Origin of the sequence: Microbacterium sp. 67-17, assembly GCF_001898325.1 — a bacterium.
GTDB classification, from domain to species: domain Bacteria; phylum Actinomycetota; class Actinomycetes; order Actinomycetales; family Microbacteriaceae; genus Microbacterium; species Microbacterium schleiferi.
Genome location: NZ_MKTR01000016.1, coordinates 45,278 through 68,706, shown reverse-complemented (window position 1 = coordinate 68,706; position 23,429 = coordinate 45,278). Strand labels below are relative to the sequence as shown.

The following is a 23,429-nucleotide window of genomic DNA, read 5'->3' as shown; positions in this document are numbered from 1 at the left end:
GTGGGTGTGAGCAGTGGTTCCGTGTCCGAGATCGCACAGCGCATCGCCAGGCCACTGCGCCGCGTGCTCCGCTTGCTTCTGGCGCCCCTGACCAGAACCCGGCTCTTCCGCGCCGCAGGTCCCCGCCTCCTCCCCCCGGTCGAGCGGGTCTTCGCCGCCCTGAGCGGGGGTCGAGTGCAGCTGAGCGCCGTGCTGGTTCCTTCGCTCATTCTCCACACGACGGGCGCCAAGAGTGGTCTCACCCGGGATGTTCCACTGATGTACACACCCGACGGGCAGGGTCGGGCGATTGTCGCGGGGACCAACTTCGCCGGCGAGCGCCACCCCGCCTGGACGACGAATCTGCTTGCCCACCCGGATGCCGCCATCACCGTTCGCGGCAACCAGATGCTCGTGCACGCCACCCTCATCCCTGACGACGAACGAGACAGCGCGTGGGCGCGTATCGAGTCGCAGTGGCCCGGCTACCGTGCCTATGAGCGGGAATCGCACCGCACCGTGCGACTTTTCCGGCTCCAGCCCGTACGGAGCCACACCACGGGGCCGGCCGCTACGGAGTGAGGGCCTGCACCGTCCGGGGCCGCACGATCGTCCACAGCGCGATGACTGCGATCGCACCGCATCCGACCATGACCGACGCCATCGTCGTGGCGGTGATGCCAGCACTCGCTGAGAGCCAGCCGACCAGCGGGGAGATGGCGCCGGCAACGCCGAAGTTGACCGCCCCGAGGATTGATGCCGCGGTCCCCGCCGCCTTGCCGTGACGATCGAGGGCGAGTACCTGCACGCACGGAAAGCCAAAGCCGACCGAGGTGATGAACAGGAACAGCGGAACCATGGTCCCCCAGAGGCCGAGCCCGAGACTGTCGGCGAGGATGATCGCCGCACCGAACACCACGGTGCCCGCCGTCGAGAAGGCCAGCACCCACTGAGGTCCGAAGCGTGCGGCCAGCCGCGAGGCCATCTGCACACCGAAGACGATCCCGAGGGAGTTGACGGCGAACAGCAGACCATAGGCCTGCGGATCGAATCCGTAGCCCTCTTGGAACAGGAACGGCGAGGCTGACAGATACGAGAACAGACCGCTGAAGTTCATCCCGCCGATCACGAGCACGCCAAGGAACACGCGGTCACTGAGAACCGACCGATAACGCTGCCAGGTCGTGGTGCTTCCCTTGTCGTGGCGGCGCGCGGGAGGCAACGTCTCGGGGATGAAGAAGACCGTACAGACCAGCATCACGATGCCGTAAACGGCGAGAACGACAAAGATCCCCTGCCACGGCATGACGATCAGAAGTGCCGAACCGATGAGAGGCGCAATTACCGGGGCTACACCGCTCACGAGCGCGAGCCGGCTGAGCATCACCACCAAGCGCTTCCCGCCGAACAGGTCGCGCACGATCGCCATCGCAACGACGCCTCCCGCCGCAGCGCCGACTCCCATGAAGAACCGGGCGGCACCGAGGGTGATGAGCGTCGGCGAGAGCGCTGCAGCCGCGCTTGCCAGCACATGCAACACCGTCACGGCGATCAGCGGCATCCGTCGCCCGACCTTGTCACTGAGCGGGCCGACGACGAGCTGGCCGACAGCGAATCCGATCATGGTGCCCGTGAGGGTCAGCTGGATCGCGGCTGACGTGGTCTGGAAATCGTCCTCCAGTACCGGAAAGGCCGGGAGGTACAGATCGATCGTGAAGGGGCCGAGTGCTGTCAGCGCGCCGAGCAAGATGATGTAAAGCACCCGGCGGCGTGTGGGGATCGCATCGCCCGGGTGCAGCATGATCGGCGCTGTGGCGGGGTTCGTCCCGAGCGTGCGGATTGCACCCGTCGCGGCGCGAAGGCGGGTGGAATCGGTCGCGGGGCCGGGGTCAGACACACCGCCAGCGGACTGAGCGTCGGGCGTCACGGGGTTGGAGGCGGTGTCGAGCACGGGTTCCGTTCAGGGGGAGATTACTCGGCGCTCGGGGATCGTCGCCCCCGATCGGCGTCGAATCGATTCGACTCCATGATAACGGATGCCATCGCACCGAGCATCCGACGACGTAGGGGCGCCCCTTCCGGAACGCCCCTACGCCATGGTTCTCTTGCGATCAGCCCTTTGTCGAGCCTGCGAGCAGGCCCCGCACGAAGTAGCGCTGAAGCGAGAAGAACACGATGAGCGGAACGATGATGGCCACGAAGGCGCCTGCAGTGAGCAGCTGCCACTCGTTTCCCCGTGTTCCCGTGATCTCTGCGAGCAGCTTCGTGATCGGCGCGACCGGCCCGTCGGCGAAGATCAACGCCACGAGCAGGTCGTTCCAGACCCAGAGGAACTGGAAGATCGCGAACGACGCGAGCGCCGGCATCGTCAAGGGCAGGATGATGCGGAAGAAGATCTGCCCGCGCGATGCCCCATCCACCCGTGCCGCCTCGATGATGTCAGCTGGGATCTGCGACATGAAGTTGTGCAGCAGGTAGATCGCCAACGGCAACGCGAACATCGAGTGCGCGATCCAGACCTGTGCGTATCCGCCGGAGACTCCGAGGGGCCCCGTGATCTGCAGTCCGAAGATGTTCAGGCCCCGGGAGAACGAGCTCAGCAGCGGAATCAGCGCCATCTGGATCGGCACGATCTGCAGCGCGAACACGAAGATGAACAGCCAGTCGCGACCCTTGAAGTCGATCCACGAGAACGCATAGGCCGCAAAGGCCGCGATCGTCAACGGCACGATGGTGGCTGGGATCGTGATGGCGATCGAATTGATGAACGCCTCGGCCATCGTGAGCTGCGTGTTTCCGGCCTGCAGCACCTGGATGTAGTTCTCCAGCGTGACCTGCGGGTCGGCGAAGAACGTCCACCATCCGGTCGTCTTGATCTGCTGCTCGGGCCGGAACGAAGAGATGAACAGACCGAAAGTCGGGATCGTCCACGCCACCGCGATGATGATCGATGCGACGGTCGCCCACGGCTTGGAGAGCACCTTGCGCGCACGTCGCGCGGGGCCCTCGGACCTCGCCATACCGCGGGTGAGCTCCTTCTCGGTCTCCTTGTCGATCGGTAGATCGATCGGCATGACCTCACTCACTGGATCGCCCCCTTCGGGAGATCTACGGGCATGAGCTCACTCATCGGATCTCCTTCTGCTTGCGGATCTGCCGCGCGTTGTAGATCACGATCGGCAGCACCAGGAGGAACAGGACGACCGCGAACGCGGCGCTTCGCCCCGCCTCGAACTTCGTGAACTGGGTGTACATCTCGTTCGCGATCACCGAGGTACCGAAGTTGCCGCCTGTCATCGTGCGAACGATGTCGAAGACCTTCAGCGAAGCGATCGAGATCGTCGTGAGAACCACGATGATCGCCGGGCTGATCGCCGGAACCGTGACGTTGATGAAACGCTGCCACGCGTTGGTTCCGTCCAACTGCGCCGCCTCGAGTTGTTCGGTCGGCACGCCCTTGATCGCCGCCGAGAGGATGACCATGGCGAAACCGGTCTGCACCCAGATGAGCACGACGATCAGGAACAGCGTGTTCCACGGCTCGTTGAGCAGCCACTGCACGGGGTCTCCCCCGAACCAGACCACGATCTGGTTGAGAAGGCCGATTTGGGTGAACTCCGGGCCGCGGTAGGCGTACACGAAGTTCCAGATGATGCTCGCACCGACGAACGAGATAGCCATCGGCATGAACACGAGAACCTTGTAGACCTTCTCACCGCGGGTCTTGTCGATAAACACCGCGTAGGCGAGTCCCACGATCGTGGACACGGTCGGTGCGATCAGCACCCAGACGATCGTGTTGACGACGGTCCTGATTCCCTCGGGCTGTGTGAAGATCCAGACGAAGTTGTCTATCCCGACGAACTTGTTGCCCGCCGCGTTCATGAAGGATGCGACGAAGGTCTGGATCGACGGGAGGATCAGACCGATCAGCAGCAGCAGCGCCGCCGGGGTCATGAAGGCGATGAGCTGGATGAAGTAGCCCTTGCCGTTTCGCGATCGGTAGTCGATCACGAAGAACAGTCCACCGATGAGAGCGGCGACGATTGCCGCCCACCAGACGGAGTTGAACAGCAGAACCGTGGCTACCGGGATGAGCACGCACATCGCGAGCCGGATCCAGGTGTAGACGGGTCCCGAACGGGGAGCAATGTCAATGAGGAAGAGGATCAGGCCGATCACCACGAGGAATGCAACGACCACGATGATCGCTTGCAGAATCGGGTGCATCGTGCCGACCCAGTTGAAGAAGGCGGTCACGTCGCTCCTTTCGAGTACGTCAGCGGACTCGCTCGAATCCTAGCCAGGAAGACGACAGAGGAGCCGCCCCGCCTGAGCGAGGCGGCCCCTCTGTCATTACTGTCAGCTGGCGGGCCAGCCGGCTTCGATCTGCGCGGTGACCTCGTCGACCGGGGTTCCGCTGATCCACGAGACCATGCCCTTCCAGAACGTCCCGGCGCCGACTGCGCTGGGCATCAGGTCGGATGCGTCGAACCGGAACGTGGTGTTCGGGTCCTGCAGGATCTCGATGGACTGGGTCAGGATTCCCGACGATGCGTTAGCCGGGTCGAGGCCGGTGTTTGCCGAGATGACACCACCGAGCGAGACGCGGTTGTTCGCCCACTCCGGGCTCGAGAGGTATTCGAGCACAGCCTGGGTGTCGGACTCGTCGTTGAACGCGCCGACGATCTCGCCACCACCGGTGACGGCCGAGGCGCCTGCTTCCTGTCCCGGCATGATGAAGGCCCAGACGTCGCCATCTTCGGCGACGACGCCACCGGCATCCTCGATGAATCCGGTGAAGAACGACGCTTGGTGGTGCAGCGCGCACTCACCCGAGACGAGGGCAGCCGCAGGGTCAGCGAACTCGGTCGAGTTGATGGATTGCACGTCGCCGAAGCCTGCGTTGACGTAGTCGGGGTTCAGCAGGTACTCACCGGCCGCGTCGAACGCGTCGATGATCGGCTGGTCGGTGAACTTGACCTCGTTGGCAACCCACTGGTCGTAAACCTCGGGACCCGAGTCGCGAAGCACCATGTCCTCGACCCAGTCGGTTCCCGGCCAACCGGTTGCATCGCCCGAGCCGAAGCCGGCACACCACGGAGCCTTGCCCGTGGTCGACTGGATCGTCTGGGTGACCTGCATGAGCTCGTCGAGAGTCGTCGGGACCTCGAGACCCCACTCGGCGAACTTCGCGGGCTGGTACCAGATGAAGCCCTTGACGGATGCCATCAGCGGCGCGCCGTACAGCGTGCCGTCAACGGTGCCGTACGCGGCCCAGTCCTCCGACCAGTAGTCGGCGACGTTCTGCTGCACGGCCTCGGGGGCCGGAACCAGGTAGCCGCGCGACGCGAGGTCGGCGAGCAGACCGGGCTGCGGGAAGATCGCGATGTCGGGCGGGTTGCCACCCTGCGCGCGGATGCCGATCTGAGACTCGAACTCCTTGGAAGCCTCGTACTGGATGTCGATCCCCGACTCCGCTTCGAAGTCGGCCCATGACTGGTCGAGCAGTTCTGCCTCGGTGTCCGAGATCGTGCCGTAGATCGTCACGACGTTGTCGACGTCGCCGCCCCCACCGTTGCCGCCGCTGTCACCACTACAACCGGCAAGCGCGATGCCCGCGACGCCGGCGATCGCCACGGCGCCGAGCACCTTGTGACGCTGTGTCATACCCATATGAATGACTCCTCCTCGTTGAGCGCAAACATGGTTCCTTCGTAAGAGCCTCTCGGGAACCGTTTCCATGACACCGTATCGCCCTCTTCTCCCGCGCACAACAGATGAACGATTACGAGCCGATAACTGCGATTGGGAGCGCTCCTTTGGCTATCGAGATAGTGATTGACGACACAACATTCGTCTGGAACCGTTTCCCCTTTTCGCCCTTCGTCGTTTAGCCTGTCCCTACAAGAGATCGACGATCGATCGCAGGTGCGGTGTCGGGAACCGCAGAGAACTGCCGGAAGGTACAACGACGTGAGCGGCATCGAGGACGTGGCCCGCGCTGCGGGAGTCTCGAAGGCGACGGCAAGTCGCGCTCTCACCGGACACGGGTACGTCGCTGCTGCCACACGGGAGCGCGTGGCTCGCGTTGCACACGAGATGGGATACGTCCCCTCGTCAAGCGCTGCGAGCTTGGCCACGGGGCGCACGCGCAACATCGGTGTCGTCATGCCATACCTGAACCGATGGTTCTTTGCCGAGGTGCTCGAGGGCATCCAGGAGGTGCTTCTCGAATCCGGCTACGACCTGACTCTTTACGACGCCAAGCCGGGAACGGAGGGGCGCAGACGCGTCTTCGACGATTTCCTCGCCAGAAAGCGATTCGACGGGTTGATCGCGGTCGGGCTCGAACCGGACGACCACGAGCTCGAAAGACTGGTCGCGATCGGCCGTCCCGTCGTCAGCGTGGTGGCAATCGGCGATAACGCAGGCGTCGTGCGACTGGATGACGAATATGCCGCGCGCCGCGCGACAACGCACCTCATTGAACTCGGGCATACGAACATCACCTTCCTTGGGGGTGTCTCGGTGTCGAGCGGCCCACACGTCGATCGCGCGCGCCTCTCCGGTTACCAGCGGACGATGACGGAGGCGGGCCTGACCGTGACGCACGTGCGGTCGGAAGTGAGCCTGCCCGGTGGATATGCGGCTGCCGTCGACCTGCTCGGAGACCCCGCACGACGCCCCACAGCACTGCTGGCTACCTGCGATGAGGTTGCAATCGGCGCCATCATCGCTGCCCGTCGGCTCGGCATCCCGGTGCCGTCCGCACTGAGCGTCGTCGGCATCGACAATCACGAATTCGCCGAGATGTTCTCTCTCACGACGCTCGAACAGTCACCCCGCAGTCAGGGCATGCATGCCACACGGATGCTGCTGGGACAGCTCGAGGATCCCGCGCAGGTTCCGCAGGATGTCAGCATCCAAGCCCGCCTGATCGTGCGCAATTCGACCGCCCCGCCCCCGGGCACCGCCTCGGTGACCGTCGGCGTCGGCGTCACGTCCTGACACGCGCCCCCTTGGGCCAGACGCCCCCGGCCTCCTGAGACACCCTGCGGCGCGCGGTGGCTCACCAGAATTGGGGGGTCTCGTGCGGCCGGCACCTCCCGCTACAGTGGTGCCGTGAACGACACGGTGGCCGAAGGCGGCACGGCTAACGCAACTCCGGATGCCGCGCGTCGCCCGGTGATCGTGTCGGTGGCAGTCGCTTTCGTTTACCTCACGGGACTGCTGAGCATCCTTCTCGGCATCCTGGTGCTGCTCAGCCGCTACGACCAGTCCAGCTCCGGAGACGTGCTCGGCGTTTCGCTCATCGGGGCTGCCATCATTCTCATCGGACTGCTGATCATCGGGATCGCGTCCGGCGTTGCGCGCGGCAGCCGGCTGTCGCGGATCACCCTCACCGTCTACCTGGCGATCCAAGTGCCGCTTCACGCCCTGGCCATCGCCACCGCGGACTTCGACTGGATCGCCGTCGCGCAGCTGGTGCTCGAGCTGTTCACTCTCGTGGTGTTGTGGCTTCCGCCGACGAACCGCTTCTTCCGCGCCGCCGCTGACGCCCGGCGCTGACAGGTTTCGCACCCGCCGTCCTGGCGGCCGTGTCGCGCGCCACGAACCGGCGGTGGATGAACCGCACGATCTCGATTCCGCCGATCGTCGCCACGATCACTACCGTGAGCAGGTATGCGGCATCCTCCCCCGGGTCCGTGAGCTGGAAGAACTCGGTAGCGAGGGGCACCGAGAAGATCAGCACCAGGCCGATGAACATCGCGCCGATCACAAGGCCCTTGTAGCGGTTGATCGGACGGGACAGCACGGTGAGGATCCAGATCCCGACGATGGCGAGCAGGATCGTCGCGCCCGTTCGCATCTGCTGCTCGTCGACGCCGAGCGACTGCGCGCCGAGCGTGTAGAGAGTGAGGCCTGCCCCGACGACCACACCGGCGGGGATCGCGAAACTCAGCGACCGCCGCAGGAATCCCGGAATGTAGCGCTGCCGGTTGGGCATGAGGGCCAAGAAGAACGCCGGGATGCCGATGGTGAGCCCGTCGGTGATGGAGAGCTGCCTGGGCAAGAACGGGAATTGCAGCACGAGGATGCCGAACACGATCGACAGCACGAAGATGTAGGCGGTCTTGGTGAGGAAGAGCATCGAGACACGTTCGATGTTGGCGATCACCTGCCGCCCCTCCGCCACGACGTCGGGCAGGTGCGAGAACTGGCCGTCCAGCAGCACGAGGCGCGCGACAGCCTTCGTGGCAGCGGCGCCGGAGTTCATCGCGATGCCGATGTCGGCGGTCTTGATCGCGAGCGCGTCGTTGACGCCGTCGCCGGTCATCGCCACGGTGTGGCCACGCGACTGCAGGGCAGTGACCATGCGCTTCTTCTGCTCGGGGGTGACGCGACCGAACACGTGGTACGTCTCGAGCACATCAGCGAGCGCCTCGTCGTCCTCGGGCAGCTGGCGGGCATCGAACCCCTCGGGCGCATCCACTCCCACCTCACGTGCGATGGCAGCGACAGTGCGGGGGTTGTCGCCGGAGATGACACGGATGCCGACCCCCTGCTCTCGGAAATACGACAGCGTTTGCGCGGCATCCGGCCTCACCTGTTCGCGGAAGGTGAGCACGACGATCGGGACGAGGTCCTCGGGGATGCGCTCGGCCTCGGCCTGCTCGTCAGAGATCGGATGCGGCGAGTGGCCGAGCACGAGGGTGCGCCGCCCCGTCGCGGCAAGCTCAGCGACCAGGGACCCGAGCTCAGTGCCGGCCCCGGTCTCCTCCGGAAAGACCATTTCGGGAGCGCCGAGCACCCATGCACCGGACGGACCGTCGCTGAACGACACGGCGCTCCATTTGCGTGCCGACGAGAACGGGATGACCCACCCTGCGGCGACGGGAGCCGAAACCGGGTAGGGGTCTCGCAGGCACCGCGCTGTCGCATTGGCAGCCGGGTCTGCCCCGTACCAAGCCAATGCCTCATCCCATCCGGGTGCCGCGGCACCACCCACGGGATGAACCGCGTCGAACTCGATCTCACCCGCGGTGAGCGTGCCGGTCTTGTCGAGACACACCACATCCACGCGCGCCAGCCCTTCGACGGCGGGGAGTTCGTTGACGAGCACCTGGCGGGAGGCGAGCTTTGCCGCACCGACAGCGAAGGCGATGCTGGTCATGAGCACGAGCCCGAGCGGGATCATCGCGGTGACCGCGGCGATGGTGTTCACAGCCGCCTGAACCCAGTCGCCGCTCTCCCAGGCGGCGACCCATCCGCCGAAGACCATCATCTGGGCGTTCAGGACCAGAAGCGCCATCGGCCCGATCGCCCAGCCCACGACGCGCAGCACGAGGTTGATCGAGGAGCGCAGCTCGCTCGAGACGAGCGAGAACCGCTTGGCTTCGGCTGCGAATCGGTTGGCGTAGGAATCGGCACCGACACGGATGACGCGCGCCATCCCCTCCCCCGCCACGACGATCGATCCCGAGAGCGCCTCGTCACCGGGACGCTTGTCGACGGCATCCGACTCACCCGTGAGCATCGACTCGTCGATCTGCAGCCCACGGGCGTGAACGACCTCGGCGTCGGCGGCGATCTGATCGCCGGCGCGGAGCACCAGGATGTCGTCGATCACGACCGCGGTCGGGTGGATCTCGGCCTCGACGCCATCACGCAGCACACGCGCGGTCGGCGCATTGAGCAGGGCCAGGCGGTCGAGCGCTGCCTTCGCACGGAACTCCTGCCATACACCGATGATCGTGTTGGCCAGGGCGCTGAGCCCGAAGATCGCGTCCTGCCAACGCCCGAGGAGCAGGAGCACGGCGAAGCACGACCCGACGATCGCGTTGAAGATCGTGAAGACGTTGGCGCGGATGATGCTGCCGATGCTCCGGCTCGAGTCGGCCTGATAGGCGTTGGTTCGGCCCTCGGCCTCGCGCTCGGCTACCTCGGCAGCCGTGAGTCCGGTGATCTCGTCATCCCCGGCCGGCTCGGGCCCTGGCTGCGTTGCCACGTCGGTACCGCTCGTCATGCGTTCACCCTAGCGGCCACGCCCGGCCCGGCAGAGTGCCGGTTCGGGTGCCGGAAATGCACGAAGGTCTCGGATGCCGAAGCATCCGAGACCTTCGCGAGAAAGTCGCGGGGACTTACTTGAGGGTGACCGTGGCGCCTGCCTCTTCGAGAGCAGCCTTCGCCTTGTCTGCGGTCTCCTTGTTGGCGCCCTCGAGGACAGCCTTGGGAGCACCGTCGACGACGGCCTTGGCCTCGCCGAGGCCGAGCGAGGTGAGCTCGCGGACGACCTTGATGACCTGGATCTTCTTGTCGCCAGCGGCCTCGAGGATGACGTCGAAGGAGTCCTTCTCCTCAACCTCTTCAGCGGGGGCACCACCGGCGGGGGCGCCGGCAGCGGCAACCGCGACGGGCGCGGCGGCGGTGACGTCGAAGGTCTCCTCGAACGCCTTGACGAACTCGGAGAGCTCGATGAGGGTGAGCTCCTTGAACGCGTCGAGCAGCTCTTCAGTGCTGAGCTTTGCCATGATGATTCTCCTTGATGGGTGTGGTTATCGCCGGGGCCCGTCTCAGGCCGCGGACTCCTGCTTCTCACGCAGCGCGTCGACCGTGCGAACGGCCTTGGACGGCAGTGCGTTGAAGACGAATGCTGCCTTGGTCATCGAGGCCTTCATCGCGCCGGCGAGCTTCGCCAGCAGGACTTCACGGCTCTCGAGGTCGGCGAGCTTGCCTACCTCTTCCGCGCTCAGGGGGGAACCATCGAAGTATCCGCCCTTGATCACGAGAAGAGGGTGTGCCTTGGCGAAGGCGCGCAGTCCCTTCGCGACGGTGACCGGGTCACCGTGCACGAACGCGATGGCCGAGGGACCCACGAGGTCCTCGTCCAGTGCCGTGATCCCCGCGTTGTTCGCGGCGATCTTGGACAGCGTGTTCTTCACCACGGCGTACTCGGCGTCCTGACGAATCGCGCTGCGGAGCTCCTTGAGCTCAGCAACCGTCAGACCGCGGTACTCGGTGAGCAGAACGGCAGTCGAGTCCTCGAAATGCTTCGTGAGCTCGGCAACCGTCGCTTCCTTCTGCGCCATGGCCACTCCTTGTGTCTTGTCCCCGTCTCGCGGTGGCGGGACGGGAGCCTCGAACCCCCGGAAAATAAGAAAAGCTCCGGCGCAAGCGCACGGAGCTTCGGCCCGGATGGGCGTTGTTCGTGACACCTGCGCAGGCCCTTGGAGATTCCCCTGACGGGCAACTTCCAATGCTTCGATCGACGTTCGCTTACGCGCACGCCGATGACCGGCGGTCTTCGGCTCCAATAAGTGTACGCGGCATCCGGTCACCCCGACAAATCAGTGGGGAAGGTCTCCGCTTCCTCGCGTGTACGGGCCGCCGAGGTCGCCACCCGCACGTAGGGTCGAGGGGTGACTCCCGAACTCCAAGCGCGCATCGTCGCCGACTCGCGAGACCGAGTCGCGTGGGTGCGGGCACGCTCGCGGGGAATCACGGCGACGGATGTCGCGACGCTCACCTCGGAGCGGGCCATCGCCCGCGCAGCCGACGCCAAGCTCATGGGCTCGGGCTTTTCCGGCAACGCCTATACGAACCACGGGCGGCTGCGCGAACCCGAGATCGCTCGCTGGGTAGCTGCAACGCACGGCATCCAGCCCTCGTCGGCACTCTTTCACGCCGAGGTCGAAAAGCGCCACCTCGCCACCCCCGACGGAGTGGTCGTCGACGCGCAGGGGCGCATCATCCTCGCCGAGATCAAGACGACGAACAAAGAGTGGCGCAGCATCCCCCGCTCTTACCTCCGCCAGGTCTGGTGGCAGCAGCACGTCCTCGGCGCCGAGCGCACGCTGGTTGCCTGGGAACAGCATGACGGTTTCGTCCCCGTCGGCGACGAGCCGCGGTGCGCGTGGGTTGACCGCGATGAGACAGAGATCGCGCGGTTGGTCAGCCTGGCGACGGCTCTGATCGATGAGCTGTACGTGCGCACACAGCGCACGCGAACTCTGACGGCCGCCCCGGTCACGACACGCGAGCCCTATCGCGCCCTCGCACTGTCCGACTGATCAGCCACGCCCCACCGCTCGCCTCGCCTCATCCGGCACCGTCGGGCTCCGCTATGACGCACGTCCACCAACTAATTGACCCCTGTCAACCAAATATCGTATAGTTGACATTTGTCAATGACTGCGCGATGACGAGCGCAGCCACATCCTCGTCGTCCAGAAGGCAACCCATGGCATCCGCTTCTTCTCCAGCTCCCGCCCTCACCGACTCCGGGATGACTCGCCGCCAGGTCCTGGAGGCCCTCTCGGGCCTGCTCCTGGGCATGTTCGTCTCGATGCTCGCCTCGACGGTCGTCTCCACCTCGCTGCCGGTGATCATCCACGATCTCGGCGGCGATCAGGCCGCGTTCACGTGGGTCGTGACAGCGACACTCCTGACGACGGCGATCTCGACGCCCGTGTGGGGCAAGCTCGCCGATCTGATAAATCGCAAGCTCCTCTTCCAGCTCGCGATCGGCATCTTCGTCGTCGCCACCGCCGCGGCAGGCTTCGCCCCGAATACCGAGTGGCTCATCGCCATGCGTGCCGTGCAGGGCGTCGGCGCCGGAGGCCTTGCGGCGCTCAGCCAGGTGATCATGGCTGACATCATCAGCCCGCGCGAGCGCGGTCGCTACATGGGTCTGTTCGGGGCCGTCATGGCGCTTGCGACCATCGGCGGTCCCCTCGTCGGCGGCGTCATCACCGACGGGATCGGCTGGCGCTGGAACTTCTACGTCGCCCTCCCGTTTGCCGTTGCAGCGCTGATCATCGTGCAGCGGACCCTCCACCTGAAGCCTCTGACCGCACGCAAGGTCTCGATCGACTACCTCGGCATCGTCCTGCTCTCGGCTGCCGTCTCGCTGCTTCTGATCTGGGTGACCCTCGCCGGGGACTCCTTTGACTGGTGGAGCCTGACGACCCTGCTGATGGTGGGCGGCGCGATCCTCGCAGCCATTGCGTTCATCGTGGTCGAGCTGCGCTCACGCGAACCCCTCGTCCCGCTCTCGATGTTCCGGAGCCGCACGTTCACGCTCGCCGTGCTCGCCTCGATCGCCACCGGCATCGCCATGTTCGGGGCCTCGGTGTTCCTGAGCCAGTACATGCAGCTGGCCCGGGGCGCCACACCGACCGAGGCCGGGCTGATGACGATCCCGATGATCGCCGGCCTTCTGGTGGCATCCGTCGGCGTCGGCCAGCTGATCACCCGCTTCGGGCACTGGAAGCCCTACCTCATCGCCGGCAGCATCTCGCTGATCGCCGGCTCCGCCCTGCTGACGACGATCCACTACGACACGAACTTCGCTCTCGTGTCGCTGTACATGTTCCTCCTCGGCGCCGGCATCGGGATGACGATGCAGAACCTCGTGCTCGTCGTCCAGAACACGACCGAGCCCACGAAGATCGGCGTTGCAAGCTCCGGCGTCACCTTCTTCCGAAGCCTCGGTGGCAGCGTCGGCGTTGCGGTCATGGGCGCAGCCCTTGCCAGCAGCGTCACCGACCTGCTGGGGGGACGAAAGGATGACATCACCGCCGCGCTCGGGGCCCTCGGCGACCAGGCCTCGAGCTGGGCCTCGCAGCTGCAGTCGGGATCCCTCCCGCAGGTCTCTGCGATGCCCGAAGGTCTGCGGGTCATCTTCGAAGACGTCTATGCTCAAGGCATCTCACAGTCCTTCTTCATCCTCGTTCCGTTCGCGATCGTGAGCCTCATCGCCATCGCGTTCCTACCGAACGTCCCCTTGACTCGGATGACGAACCGCGAGCGGCTGGAAGCGAGCGAAGCCGACCTCGCCACCGTGTCAGTCGCCGAGGGCATGGACACTCTCACCGCCACTGCCGACTTCTCGACGGATGCCGACGGTTCCCGCCGCGGCGAGACTGCTCGCGCGGCATCCAGCCCGGGGTCGCCACGATGAGCGAACCCGCAGCTCCCGAGGACCTCGACCCCGCAGCCCGCGAGCATCGCGCGGCAGTCGACCGGCTCGAGGGGGCGATCTCCGAGCTCATCTCGCGCATCCGAAAGTTCTATGCGCAGATCGCCGATGAGGTGAGCCCGGGAATGCTCCCCGGGACATTCAAACTCCTGGCCACGATCGGCCGCATCGGACCCACGACATCGTCGACTCTCGCCCACCGCCTGACGGCCGACAAGGGAATGATCAGCCGGCAGATCAGCGAGCTCGAGAGCCTCGGGTTCATCGAGCGGACCGCTGATCCCGACGACCGCCGTTCGCGGCTGATCTCCCTCACCGCGGAGGGACGGAAGCGACTGGATGCCGCACGAGCACCGTACGAGCGGATGCTCTCTCATACCCTCGCGGAGTGGCCCACCGAGTCGATCGATGATCTCACCGATCTGCTCACCGCTTTCGCGTCGGGCGACATCCCGAAGCGCTGACTGGCGCGTCTTATCGGCGCGGTGACACCGACGTAACACGAGCGAGACAATCGCGCGGTTGACTGAGATCACCTCGCGGAGGGCGGGGTTCCACTGGTCGTCCAGTGTCACGTCGACGCCGATGTGCACGACCTTGAGACGACGTATTCGCGGAAGGAGCGACCGATGCGATTCCGGCCGCTACGCCAATCCCACGAAGCTCAGGCATTCTCGACCGAACCCGCGGAGGTCCCGGAGGTGATGCGGGCGGTCACCGCCGCCCAGTGGGGCGCTCCCCGCGTCCTGACCGAGGCTACCGTCCCCGTACCACGCCCGGTGCTCAGCGAGGTGCTCGTACGCGTTGTCGCTGCAGGTGTGAACCCGATCGATGCCAAGACCCGCGCCGGTAAAGGGCTCGCTCCTGCCGTCTCAGACCTCCCCGGGATCCTCGGGTTCGATTTCAGCGGCGTCGTTGTCGAGTCCCCGTTCGAGACGCATCCGTTCCCTGTCGGCACGGAGGTGTTCGGCATGGCAGGGTTTCCCCGAACGCCAGGAAGCTACGCGGAGTATGTCGTCGCACCCACGCTGTCGATCGCGCGAAAGCCGGCCTCCCTTTCGCATGTCGAGGCTGCGGGAGTTCCGGTGGCCGCCCTCACAGCCTGGGGGCTGGTGGTCGAAACCGCTCACGCCCATGAGGGTCAGCGCATTCTCATCCACGCGGGAAGCGGAGGCGTGGGGCATTTCGCCGTGCAGTTCGCTGCCTACTTCGGTGCTCATGTGACGGCCACGGCGTCCGGCGCCAATGCCCCCTGGCTGCGCGACCTCGGCGCGTCGGTCGTCATCGACCACACCTCGACCCGCTTCGAAGAGGTCGTGCACGACATGGATGTCGTGATCGACCTCGTCGGCAACGTCACCGACTCGATCGGCACACGCTCCCTCTCGGTCCTGCGTCCCGGCGGGATCTACATCCTCGTACCGACCGGATCCTGGCCCGACTACCGCGAAGCAGCGGCAACGGCAGGCGTCCGCGCCACCAGCTATAAAGTCATTCCGGAAGGCGCGACACTCGCGACGATCGCCCGCCTGCTCGACTCGCGGTCGATCCAGGTCTACATCGACCACGTTCTCGACCTCGCCGACGCGGCGAGGGCCCACACCGAGATCGAGGGCGGACACACGCGCGGCAAGATCGTGCTGCGCGTCAGCGACGATTGAGGCTGGACGCGGGCCGAAGCACGCGCCGCCCCTCCTCGACGATCGCGGTGGCCACGGCATCCAAAAGCGGCGAGCGCAGGTTCCACTGCTGCCAGTACAGCGGAACGTCAATCGGTGGACCTCCCAAGCGCACGAGCGCACCGGCTTCGAGCCCAACATCGGACTGAAACCCCGGGAGCAGCCCCCACCCGAATCCGAGCCCGACCGCCTGGGCGAAATCATGGGATGCGGGGACGTAGTGTCTCGGGGCATCCGAACCCGAGATCCCCTGCTCCCGCAACCACCTGTCTTGCAGGTCGTCGCGACGATCGAACTGAACGACCGGAGCTGCAGCCAGCGCACGGGTGTCGTCCCGTGAGGTGGTGAGATAGCGCGCGACGAAATCGGGGGTTGCAACGGCCTCGTAGCGCATGACACCCAGCGCAGTCACGCGGCATCCGGCTACCGGCTCTGCACGGGACGTCACAGCACCCATCACGGTTCCGCCCTCGAGGAGCGCGGCGGTGAAGTCCTGATCGTCGCGGTGGAGATCGAACACGACCGGATGCCGCGCGCTCAGGCGCGCCAGCGGCGTCAGGAACCAGGTCGCGAGCGAGTCTGCGTTCACCGCCAATGGCACCGACACCGGGCCCTCGTCGGCCCCGTCATCAGCGCGGGCGCCACCGATGCCGGCAAGAGCGTCGTGTTCGAGGACGCGCGCCTGACGGGCGAGCCGGATGACGGCGTCCCCCGCGTCCGTCGGCCGAACGGGCTTCGATCGAACCAGCAGCACCCGTCCGAGCTGGTCTTCGATCGCACGCAGGCGTTGGCTCACGGCACTCGGCGTCATGCGCATGCGTCGCGCTGCAGCCTCGAGGGTTCCCTCCTCGGCGATGATCGCGACGGTGTCAGCGAGGTCGAAGTCGATCTTCATATGAAGTGATGCTAATGGCAGACAAGAATCCTGAGCTGGAGTGAACCCGTCGGCCTCGCTAGCGTCAAGAGGTGCTCACTCCCGTGCTGGCAGGCCTCGGCCTCGGCCTCTCGCTGATCGTCGCGATCGGCGCGCAGAACCTGTTCGTGCTGCGTCAAGGCATTCGGCGCGAGCACGTCCTCGCTGTCGTGGTCGTCTGCGCCGCATCCGACGCTGCCCTCATCGTGCTGGGTGTCTCGGGGGTCGGGCTCGCACTGGCGGCCCTGCCGTGGTTGGTCACAGCCGTCCGATGGGCAGGCGCCGCGTTCCTCGTCGGGTATGGTCTGCTCGCCGCCAAACGGGCCTGGCGCCCCTCGACCGAAACCCTCGTCGTCGTGGACCCGGTCGGCACCGCCTCACCCGTCGCCCCCGGCGACCGACGTGCTCTCGTCATGACCGCGAGAACGCGCTTATCGACGACTCTGCTCACGGTGCTGGCCCTCACGTGGCTCAACCCGCACGTCTATCTCGACACAGTGTTTCTGCTCGGCGGGGTCGCCAACTCCCACGGGGAAGACCGCTGGGTCTTCGCGCTCGGTGCCGTGGCCGCGAGTGTCCTCTGGTTCAGCGCACTCGGGTTCGGAGCACGGTATCTCGGGCGGTGGCTCGCCACGCCGCGAGCCTGGCGCATCCTCGACGCCATCATCGCCCTCGTCATGATCACCCTCGGTGTGAGTCTCGTTCTGGGTGCCTGAACGACAACGGCCCCCGCCGAAGCGGAGGCCGTTGTCGTTTGAGAGCTTTGCTCAGGCGATGCTGTTGACATCCAGCGGGATGCCGGGGCCGAACGTGGTCGACACTGCACCCTTCTGGATGTAGCGACCCTTCGAGCTCGAGGGCTTGAGGCGCACGATCTCGTCGAGCGCAGCCTTCAGGTTCTCGTCGAGCTGCTCGGCCGAGAACGAGGCCTTGCCGACGACGAAGTGCACGTTGGCGTGCTTGTCGACGCGGAACTCGATCTTTCCGCCCTTGATCTCCTCGACCGCCTTGGCGGGGTTGGGGGTCACGGTGCCGGTCTTGGGGTTGGGCATGAGGCCTCGGGGACCGAGGACCTTACCCAGACGCCCGACCTGGCCCATCAGCTCCGGGGTCGACACTGCAGCGTCGAACGCGGTGTAGCCGCCGGCGACCTTCTCGATGAGCTCGGCGCCGCCGACCTCATCAGCACCAGCAGCGATCGCCGCTTCGGCAGCAGGACCGGTTGCGAACACGATGACGCGTGCGGTCTTGCCGGTGCCGTGGGGCAGGATGACGGTGCCACGCACCATCTGGTCTGCCTTGCGCGGGTCGACCGAGAGCTTGAGGGCGACCTCGACGGTGGAGTCGAACTTCTTCGAGCCCGTCTCCTTCGCCAGGTTCACGGCCTCGCTCGGCGAATAGAACTTGCCGGCCTCGATCTTCGAAGCTGCTTCGTTGTAAGCCTTGGACTTGGTAGCCATTGTCGTTATCCCCCTCAGTCCTCGACCGTGATGCCCATGGAACGGGCGGTGCCGGCGATGATCAACGAGGCTGCCTCGATGTCGTTCGCGTTCAGGTCGGGCATCTTGGTCTCGGCGATCTGGCGCACCTGCTCCTTGGTGAGCTTCGCGACCTTGACGGTGTGCGGGGTCTTGGAACCCTTCTGCACGCCCGCGGCCTTCTTGATCAGCTCAGCTGCCGGCGGGGTCTTGAGGATGAACGTGAAGCTGCGGTCCTCGTAGACGGTGATTTCCACGGGGATGACGTTGCCGCGCTGCGACTCGGTCGCGGCGTTGTACGCCTTGCAGAATTCCATGATGTTGACGCCGTGCTGACCGAGCGCGGGCCCGATCGGCGGCGCCGGGTTGGCTGCACCGGCGTTGATCTGAAGCTTGATCAGGCCGGTCACCTTCTTCTTCGGTGCCATTCTTCTTTCCTTTCATCGAGCGGATGCCGTCGGCATCCTCTCTCCCGCAGCCCGGCCGTTCCGGGAGCGGTGGTCTGGGTGGTGACCGCTAGAGCTTGGTCACTCTATAGTTTGGTCACCTGGTCGAACGACAGCTCGACCGGAGTCTCGCGTTCGAACAGCGAAACGAGAACCGTGAGCTTGCCGCTTTCGGGCTTGATCTCGCTGATCGTGCCGGGAAGACCCGCGAACGAGCCTTCCTTGATCGTGATGGTCTCGCCGACCTCGAAGTCGACTTCCGCCGGAATCGCGCGAGCGACCGGCTGACCCTTCTTGGCGGCACCGCCCTTGGCCGGAGCGGTCTCCTTGACCTCGACGAGAGACTTCAGCATCGTGAAGGCCTCTTCGAAACGCAGCGGAGTCGGGTTGTGCGCGTTGCCGACGAACCCGGTGACGCCGGGGGTGTGGCGAACGACCGACCAGGTGTCTTCGTTCAGTTCCATACGCACCAGCACGTAGCCGGGAATGCGCACGCGGGTGACCATCTTGCGCTGGCCGTTCTTGATCTCGACGACATCTTCCATCGGAACTTCGATCTGGTAGATGTCTTCTTCGACCTCGAGCGTCGACTTACGCTGCTCGATGTTGGCCTTCACCTTGCGCTCAAAGCCGGCGTAGGAGTGGATGACGTACCACTTGCCCGGCAGCGCCCGCAGTTCGGCGCGGAACGCCTCGTACGGGTCTTCCTCGGTCTCGTCGCCGTCTTGGTCGGCATCGTCCTCGAGCTCGGGCCCGTCGTACGGGGTGATCTCCTCGGCAGCCTCGGCGGCACGCTCGGCTTCTTCCTCAGCGAGGTCGTCGGCGAGGACCTCGGCTGCAGCTTCAGCCTCCGCCGCCTCGTCGATCTCGAGTGCATCGTTCACGATCGCATCAGCCTCCGGGTCGTTCACCTCGACGTCATCGTCGTCCGAGTAGTCCACGTCGTCGTCCTCATCCTCGATGTGGATGGCGACATGCTCGGCCGCATCGCTCTGGTGCTCTTCGCGCGCGAGCTCGTTGCCCTCCTGGGCCTCGTCCTCCTCGGAGGACTGCTCGGCCGAGGGCGCCCAGTCGGCGTCGTCGAGAAATCGTTCAGACACGTGTTTCGTTCACTTCCATTTGATCGGGCGCGACGCAGCATCCTGCCCGCACCGTGAGGACGAGCAGGTCAGGCGGGAACGCCGAAGACCTGTGTCGTCACCCAGAGGAACACGAAGTCCATCCCGTACACGAGCGCCATCATGATGACGACGAACCCGAGCACGACTGCCGTGTACTTCAGGAGCTCCTGGCGCGTCGGGGTGACGACCTTACGAAGCTCCGCAAAGACCTGACGGATGAACAGGGCGATCCGCGCGAAGACGTTCAGCTTCTTCTCGCGAGGAGCGCTGCCACTGGCAACGATCTCGCCCTTGCCGTCATCCTGGACCATGTATCCCACCTGGTTGCTTCTGTTGTGCCAGCTTGCGCTGACGCGCAGGGCGGACAGGAATCGAACCTGCAACCTGCGGTTTTGGAGACCGCTGCTCTGCCAATTGAGCTACCGCCCTAAAGGCCCGAGGACCTTAGGTGCTGCAGTCTTCTGCCGCGACGTGAAAGAAGGGGGTCGCCCGATCGCGGGCACGGCGAAAGAATGCAGATTTCTACTGCAGGTCCAGTGTACGGCATGCCCTCCCGACGGGCGAACTGCCCCCGAGCCTCACGGGGTGTCCAGGCATGGCGTGAAGACGGCAATCACCAGAAGCGGTGAGTCGTAGCTGACGGTTGCGACGATGCCGCCCTCGTCGACCCAGGCGCCATCCTTGCCCGCGACCCCGTCGGCGTCGATCGGCGTCCACTCTTCGGGATCGATCGCCGCCGTGACGGCATCGACGAGAGCATCCTCGGCCGCATAGTCCGCCCCCACCGAAACGGAGCCGACGGCGGTGAACGCACGCTGCATGCCGCGATCCTGCTCGCCGCAGGCCTGCTCCTCCGGGCCCGTCAACTCGAGGGTACGAAGGACCCCTTCCTCGACCGCCCCCGCCGCAGCCACCAGTGCGTCGAAGGCAGACTCGGCATCCGACTCGAGCTCAGCGATATCAGGCCCAGCGCACCCCGCGAGCAGCACGGATGCCGACAGCAGACCGACCGCGAGGATCGCTGTACTCCGCGCCCGCAGCGCACGCTGACCCCCGATCATGGGCGAACCACCGCGCTGACTTCGAACTCCTCGGACGTCGGAGCACTCGTGCGCACCCCGAGCCCAGCGAGCTGGTCGACGAACCACCCGTCGTGCCAGTCGCCGATGTCGCACGGCGACGATGAGCCCTCGAAGGCGGATGGGTCGATGCCGTGCTCGTACACCGCGCGGCAGCTCGCATCGGTCTCCAGCGCCCACTCATAGTCGTCGTGCGTGATTCCGGCACGCTCGGCCGCCAGCAGGTAAGGAAAGTAGTTCTGGTACTGGTACCAGTGCATGGCCTCGTGCACGAAGATCGGCCAGGCCAGGTCCTCGACTCCCGGCTCCCACGCAACGAAGAGCCAGCCGGGGTAGCCGGTTTGATAGCAGCCACCGACCACGAGCACTCGCGGGCCGTCCTCCTGCCCGGCGTATCCGCAATTTTCCGGGCCGGCATCGAAGATCACCGTGACGTCAGCGGCTCCGATCGCATCCAGGAACGCACGCCCCTGCGGGTCATCGCCCGGAAAGGCCTGCCCACCCGGGTTGGGGGCCGCAGGTTGCGGGGCAGCATCCTGCTCCCGCCACTGCGTGATCCACGCTGCGTCAGCCTCCCATGCAGCAGCAGCCTCGACGTACCGACCGCGGGCGCCACGGATCTCGGCAGCGAAGGCCCTGCTCTCGGCGAACACGTCGGCGATGGCATCCGACTGGGATGCCGTGACCGCGGTGGGCCTGCGGTCCGATGTCAGCCACTCCAGCCCGATGACCGCGGAGATTCCGAGCGCGACGGTGGCAGCTCCGGCGAGCACCGGAATCCACAGCCGCGCGGGGTTCACCTCACCATGATCGGGCATCACGCCGCCCGCACACCGCGCGCCCTGCTCAGTAGTCGGCGATACCGTAGCGATCGGGCTCGGGCCCGCGGCGGAAGCTGCGGCCAGACATGGACTCGGCGCTCACGCGGACGTAGTGATACTTCAACGTCGGCAACCAGGGCCGAAGCGGAAGCTTGTCGGCGTCCTCGACCTCTTCCTCGGTCGCAAGGCGCTGAGCGCGCCCGCGAACGATGACGCTCCACGCCGCAGCATCGGTGTAGTGGTCGACTTCGAAGAGCACCTCGTCGTTGACGGTGAGCTCGACGAGTTTGCTTCCCGCGGCGGTGCGGAACACGACAGTGTCCCGGTCGACGACGTAGTTGACGGGGAAGATGTCCAGGACATCTCCGACCCGGGTGACCAGGCGCCCCAGTTCTTCGCCCGCCAGAAGCTGCCAGCACTCGGCATCGCTGAGAGTGGCGACGACATCGTCCATCATCTCTTCCATGCCCTCATTGTGGGCGCGCGTCGCGGGCGACGCTAGGGACCCTTGGCCCTGGCGGCGCCCGCAACGAAGGGCTCAGGCGACGCGGATGAGTTTCTTGTTGACGAACTCATCAGCGGCGAGCAGGCCCATCTCCCGCGAGGTGCCAGAGCGCTTCACGCCACCGAAGGGAAGCTCGGGGCTGTCGGCGAGCACAATGTTGACGTACACCATGCCGGCCTCGATGGCGTCGGCCATCCGCTCGGCCTGCGCGGGGTCGGTCGTGAACACGTAGGAGCCGAGTCCGTAACTTGTCGCGTTGGCCACGGCGACCGCCTCGGCTTCGTCGGCGACCCGGTAGACCACCCCCGCTGGACCGAACAGCTCCTCGCGGTAGATGTCGTTGTCGGCAGTGACACCGGTGAGCACGGTCGCGGGGTAGAACGCACCGTCCCGGGCGCCACCAAGCTCGACCGTGGCTCCCTGCGCGACGGCGCGGTTCACCTGATCTTCGAGCCGCTCGGCCGCAGCCAGCGACGAGAGGGGGCCGATCACCGTGTCATCGGCGAAGGGGTCACCGAGGGGAGCCGCAGCCATGGCCGCCACGAACTTCTCGAGGAACGCGTCGTACAGTTCGTCGATGATGATGAAGCGCTTGGGGGCGTTGCAGGACTGGCCGTTGTTGTCGAGCCGCGCCTCGACCGCCATCCCCACTGTGGCGTCGAGATCGTCGGTCGAGAGCACGATGAACGGGTCGGAGCCGCCGAGCTCGAGTGCGACCTTCTTGAGGTTGCGACCGGCGATCTCGGCGACGGCGGCACCCGCACGCTCCGAACCGGTGACCGAGACACCCTGAACACGAGGGTCGGCGATCACCGTCGCGGCCTGCTCGTTGGTCAGCCGCACATCGACGTAGGCTCCCTCCGGGAACCCGGCATCCCGATAGATCGCCGCGATCGCCGCTGCCGACTCGGGGCACTGCGGTGCGTGCTTGAGCAGGATGGTGTTGCCGATCACCAGATTCGGGGCAGCGAAACGTGCGACCTGGTAGTACGGGAAGTTCCAGGGCATGATGCCCAGCAGCACACCCAGTGGCGAACGGCGGATGACGGCAGTTCCCTCGGCGAGGATGTCGAGAGGCGTGTCACCGGTGATCTTTTCGTAGTTGTCGGCGTAGTACTCGGTGATGTCGGCAGCGAAATCGACCTCCCCGAGAGCCGCGGACAGCGGCTTACCCATCTCGCGCACGACGATCTCGGCCAGCTCTTCTCGCCTCTCGCGGTGCAGCTGCGCCGCGCGCCGCACGAGCTCCGCCCGCTCGGCAGGAGCGGAGGCGCGACCCCACGTGCGGTAGGCATCGTCAGCTGCCGCAACCGCAGCGGCGGCCTCAGCATCCGTCATGGTGGGGTAGGTGGCAAGCGTCTCCCCGGTGGCAGGGTTGACGACGGCGTAGGTACTCATGGGTCCTCCTCGGTCGGCAGCGAACG

General features: G+C 65.8%; 24 protein-coding genes and 1 tRNA gene. 8 read left to right on the top strand and 17 right to left on the bottom strand.

All coding sequences use genetic code 11. The annotated features are described in order from the left end of the window. Positions 1–21 precede the first annotated feature (21 nt). The gene (locus tag BGO47_RS07510; protein ID WP_292710096.1) at positions 22–561 is read left to right on the top strand and encodes a nitroreductase family deazaflavin-dependent oxidoreductase; all 540 of its coding nucleotides are present in this window, start codon (positions 22–24) and stop codon (positions 559–561) included. On the opposite strand, the gene BGO47_RS07505 is transcribed toward BGO47_RS07510, so the two are convergent. From BGO47_RS07505 to BGO47_RS07490, 4 genes are all read right to left on the bottom strand, one after another. Then, entirely contained in the window at positions 551–1,930 is a 1,380-nt protein-coding gene (locus tag BGO47_RS07505) for a multidrug effflux MFS transporter (protein WP_292710094.1), read from the bottom strand. The two genes, BGO47_RS07510 and BGO47_RS07505, sit on opposite strands and share 11 nt — an antisense overlap. Positions 1,931–2,090: 160 nt before the next feature. Then, positions 2,091–2,999 carry a carbohydrate ABC transporter permease gene (locus BGO47_RS07500; RefSeq protein ID WP_292710306.1) on the bottom strand — a complete coding sequence of 303 codons (909 nt, stop codon included), beginning with the start codon at positions 2,997–2,999 and terminating at the stop codon, positions 2,091–2,093. Positions 3,000–3,105: 106 nt separating this feature from the next. Then, the gene (locus BGO47_RS07495; RefSeq protein ID WP_292710092.1) at positions 3,106–4,239 is read right to left on the bottom strand and encodes a sugar ABC transporter permease; all 1,134 of its coding nucleotides are present in this window, start codon (positions 4,237–4,239) and stop codon (positions 3,106–3,108) included. A 102-nt stretch (positions 4,240–4,341) separates the two neighbouring features. Then, positions 4,342–5,655, bottom strand: coding sequence for an ABC transporter substrate-binding protein (locus BGO47_RS07490; protein ID WP_292710090.1), 1,314 nt, complete (start codon positions 5,653–5,655; stop codon positions 4,342–4,344). A gap of 300 nt (positions 5,656–5,955) precedes the next feature. Between BGO47_RS07490 and BGO47_RS07485 the strand changes: the two genes are divergently transcribed. Together BGO47_RS07485 and BGO47_RS07480 are read left to right on the top strand one after the other, a co-directional pair. Then, the gene (locus BGO47_RS07485; protein ID WP_292710088.1) at positions 5,956–6,990 is read left to right on the top strand and encodes a LacI family DNA-binding transcriptional regulator; all 1,035 of its coding nucleotides are present in this window, start codon (positions 5,956–5,958) and stop codon (positions 6,988–6,990) included. A gap of 114 nt (positions 6,991–7,104) precedes the next feature. Then, positions 7,105–7,551, top strand: a complete 447-nt coding sequence (locus tag BGO47_RS07480) for a hypothetical protein (RefSeq protein ID WP_292710086.1) — start codon at positions 7,105–7,107, stop codon at positions 7,549–7,551. Here BGO47_RS07480 and BGO47_RS07475 read toward each other — a convergent pair. The 3 genes from BGO47_RS07475 to rplJ form a co-directional block, all read right to left on the bottom strand. Continuing rightward, positions 7,481–10,009 carry an HAD-IC family P-type ATPase gene (locus BGO47_RS07475; protein WP_292710084.1) on the bottom strand — a complete coding sequence of 843 codons (2,529 nt, stop codon included), beginning with the start codon at positions 10,007–10,009 and terminating at the stop codon, positions 7,481–7,483. The genes BGO47_RS07480 and BGO47_RS07475 overlap by 71 nt on opposite strands. 115 nt (positions 10,010–10,124) lie before the next feature. Next, positions 10,125–10,514, bottom strand: coding sequence for a 50S ribosomal protein L7/L12 (rplL, locus tag BGO47_RS07470; protein ID WP_292710082.1), 390 nt, complete (start codon positions 10,512–10,514; stop codon positions 10,125–10,127). A 42-nt stretch (positions 10,515–10,556) separates the two neighbouring features. After that, on the bottom strand, positions 10,557–11,072 hold the full coding sequence (rplJ, locus tag BGO47_RS07465; RefSeq protein WP_292710080.1) for a 50S ribosomal protein L10: 516 nt from the start codon (positions 11,070–11,072) through the stop codon (positions 10,557–10,559). Between the two features lie 330 nt (positions 11,073–11,402). Between rplJ and BGO47_RS07460 the strand changes: the two genes are divergently transcribed. The 4 genes from BGO47_RS07460 to BGO47_RS07445 all read left to right on the top strand — a co-directional run bounded on the left by BGO47_RS07460 (position 11,403) and on the right by BGO47_RS07445 (position 15,624). Continuing rightward, a complete protein-coding gene (locus BGO47_RS07460; protein ID WP_292710079.1) occupies positions 11,403–12,053 on the top strand; it encodes a YqaJ viral recombinase family protein in 651 nt (216 codons plus the stop codon). 170 nt (positions 12,054–12,223) lie between these two features. Then, positions 12,224–13,945 carry an MDR family MFS transporter gene (locus BGO47_RS07455; protein ID WP_292710077.1) on the top strand — a complete coding sequence of 574 codons (1,722 nt, stop codon included), beginning with the start codon at positions 12,224–12,226 and terminating at the stop codon, positions 13,943–13,945. Next, entirely contained in the window at positions 13,942–14,427 is a 486-nt protein-coding gene (locus tag BGO47_RS07450; RefSeq protein ID WP_292710075.1) for a MarR family transcriptional regulator, read from the top strand. The genes BGO47_RS07455 and BGO47_RS07450 overlap by 4 nt, the downstream gene beginning before the upstream one ends. 240 nt (positions 14,428–14,667) lie before the next feature. Then, entirely contained in the window at positions 14,668–15,624 is a 957-nt protein-coding gene (locus BGO47_RS07445) for an NADP-dependent oxidoreductase (protein ID WP_292710303.1), read from the top strand. Here BGO47_RS07445 and BGO47_RS07440 read toward each other — a convergent pair. Further along, positions 15,611–16,537, bottom strand: coding sequence for a LysR family transcriptional regulator ArgP (locus BGO47_RS07440; protein ID WP_292710073.1), 927 nt, complete (start codon positions 16,535–16,537; stop codon positions 15,611–15,613). The genes BGO47_RS07445 and BGO47_RS07440 overlap by 14 nt on opposite strands. 71 nt (positions 16,538–16,608) lie before the next feature. Here BGO47_RS07440 and BGO47_RS07435 point away from each other — a divergent pair, with 71 nt between their 5' ends. Further along, positions 16,609–17,271 carry a LysE family transporter gene (locus tag BGO47_RS07435; protein ID WP_292710071.1) on the top strand — a complete coding sequence of 221 codons (663 nt, stop codon included), beginning with the start codon at positions 16,609–16,611 and terminating at the stop codon, positions 17,269–17,271. Positions 17,272–17,322: 51 nt separating this feature from the next. Here BGO47_RS07435 and rplA read toward each other — a convergent pair whose 3' ends face one another. The 9 genes from rplA to BGO47_RS07390 form a co-directional block, all read right to left on the bottom strand. After that, on the bottom strand, positions 17,323–18,015 hold the full coding sequence (rplA, locus tag BGO47_RS07430) for a 50S ribosomal protein L1 (protein ID WP_292710068.1): 693 nt from the start codon (positions 18,013–18,015) through the stop codon (positions 17,323–17,325). Positions 18,016–18,029: 14 nt separating this feature from the next. Then, on the bottom strand, positions 18,030–18,461 hold the full coding sequence (gene rplK / locus BGO47_RS07425; protein ID WP_018172800.1) for a 50S ribosomal protein L11: 432 nt from the start codon (positions 18,459–18,461) through the stop codon (positions 18,030–18,032). A 104-nt stretch (positions 18,462–18,565) separates the two neighbouring features. Continuing rightward, entirely contained in the window at positions 18,566–19,579 is a 1,014-nt protein-coding gene (gene nusG, locus BGO47_RS07420; RefSeq protein ID WP_292710066.1) for a transcription termination/antitermination protein NusG, read from the bottom strand. A 68-nt stretch (positions 19,580–19,647) separates the two neighbouring features. Then, a complete protein-coding gene (gene secE, locus BGO47_RS07415; protein WP_292710064.1) occupies positions 19,648–19,911 on the bottom strand; it encodes a preprotein translocase subunit SecE in 264 nt (87 codons plus the stop codon). Between the two features lie 45 nt (positions 19,912–19,956). Next, positions 19,957–20,029 (bottom strand) — tRNA-Trp (locus tag BGO47_RS07410). A gap of 149 nt (positions 20,030–20,178) precedes the next feature. Next, the gene (locus BGO47_RS07405) at positions 20,179–20,661 is read right to left on the bottom strand and encodes a hypothetical protein (RefSeq protein WP_292710062.1); all 483 of its coding nucleotides are present in this window, start codon (positions 20,659–20,661) and stop codon (positions 20,179–20,181) included. After that, the gene (locus BGO47_RS07400; protein ID WP_292710060.1) at positions 20,658–21,479 is read right to left on the bottom strand and encodes a hypothetical protein; all 822 of its coding nucleotides are present in this window, start codon (positions 21,477–21,479) and stop codon (positions 20,658–20,660) included. The genes BGO47_RS07405 and BGO47_RS07400 overlap by 4 nt, the downstream gene beginning before the upstream one ends. Before the next feature lie 46 nt (positions 21,480–21,525). Further along, positions 21,526–21,966: a pyridoxamine 5'-phosphate oxidase family protein gene (locus BGO47_RS07395; protein WP_292710058.1), complete on the bottom strand. Its 441-nt coding sequence runs from the start codon at positions 21,964–21,966 to the stop codon at positions 21,526–21,528. A 72-nt stretch (positions 21,967–22,038) separates the two neighbouring features. Then, positions 22,039–23,403 carry an NAD-dependent succinate-semialdehyde dehydrogenase gene (locus BGO47_RS07390; RefSeq protein ID WP_292710056.1) on the bottom strand — a complete coding sequence of 455 codons (1,365 nt, stop codon included), beginning with the start codon at positions 23,401–23,403 and terminating at the stop codon, positions 22,039–22,041. Positions 23,404–23,429 lie beyond the last annotated feature (26 nt).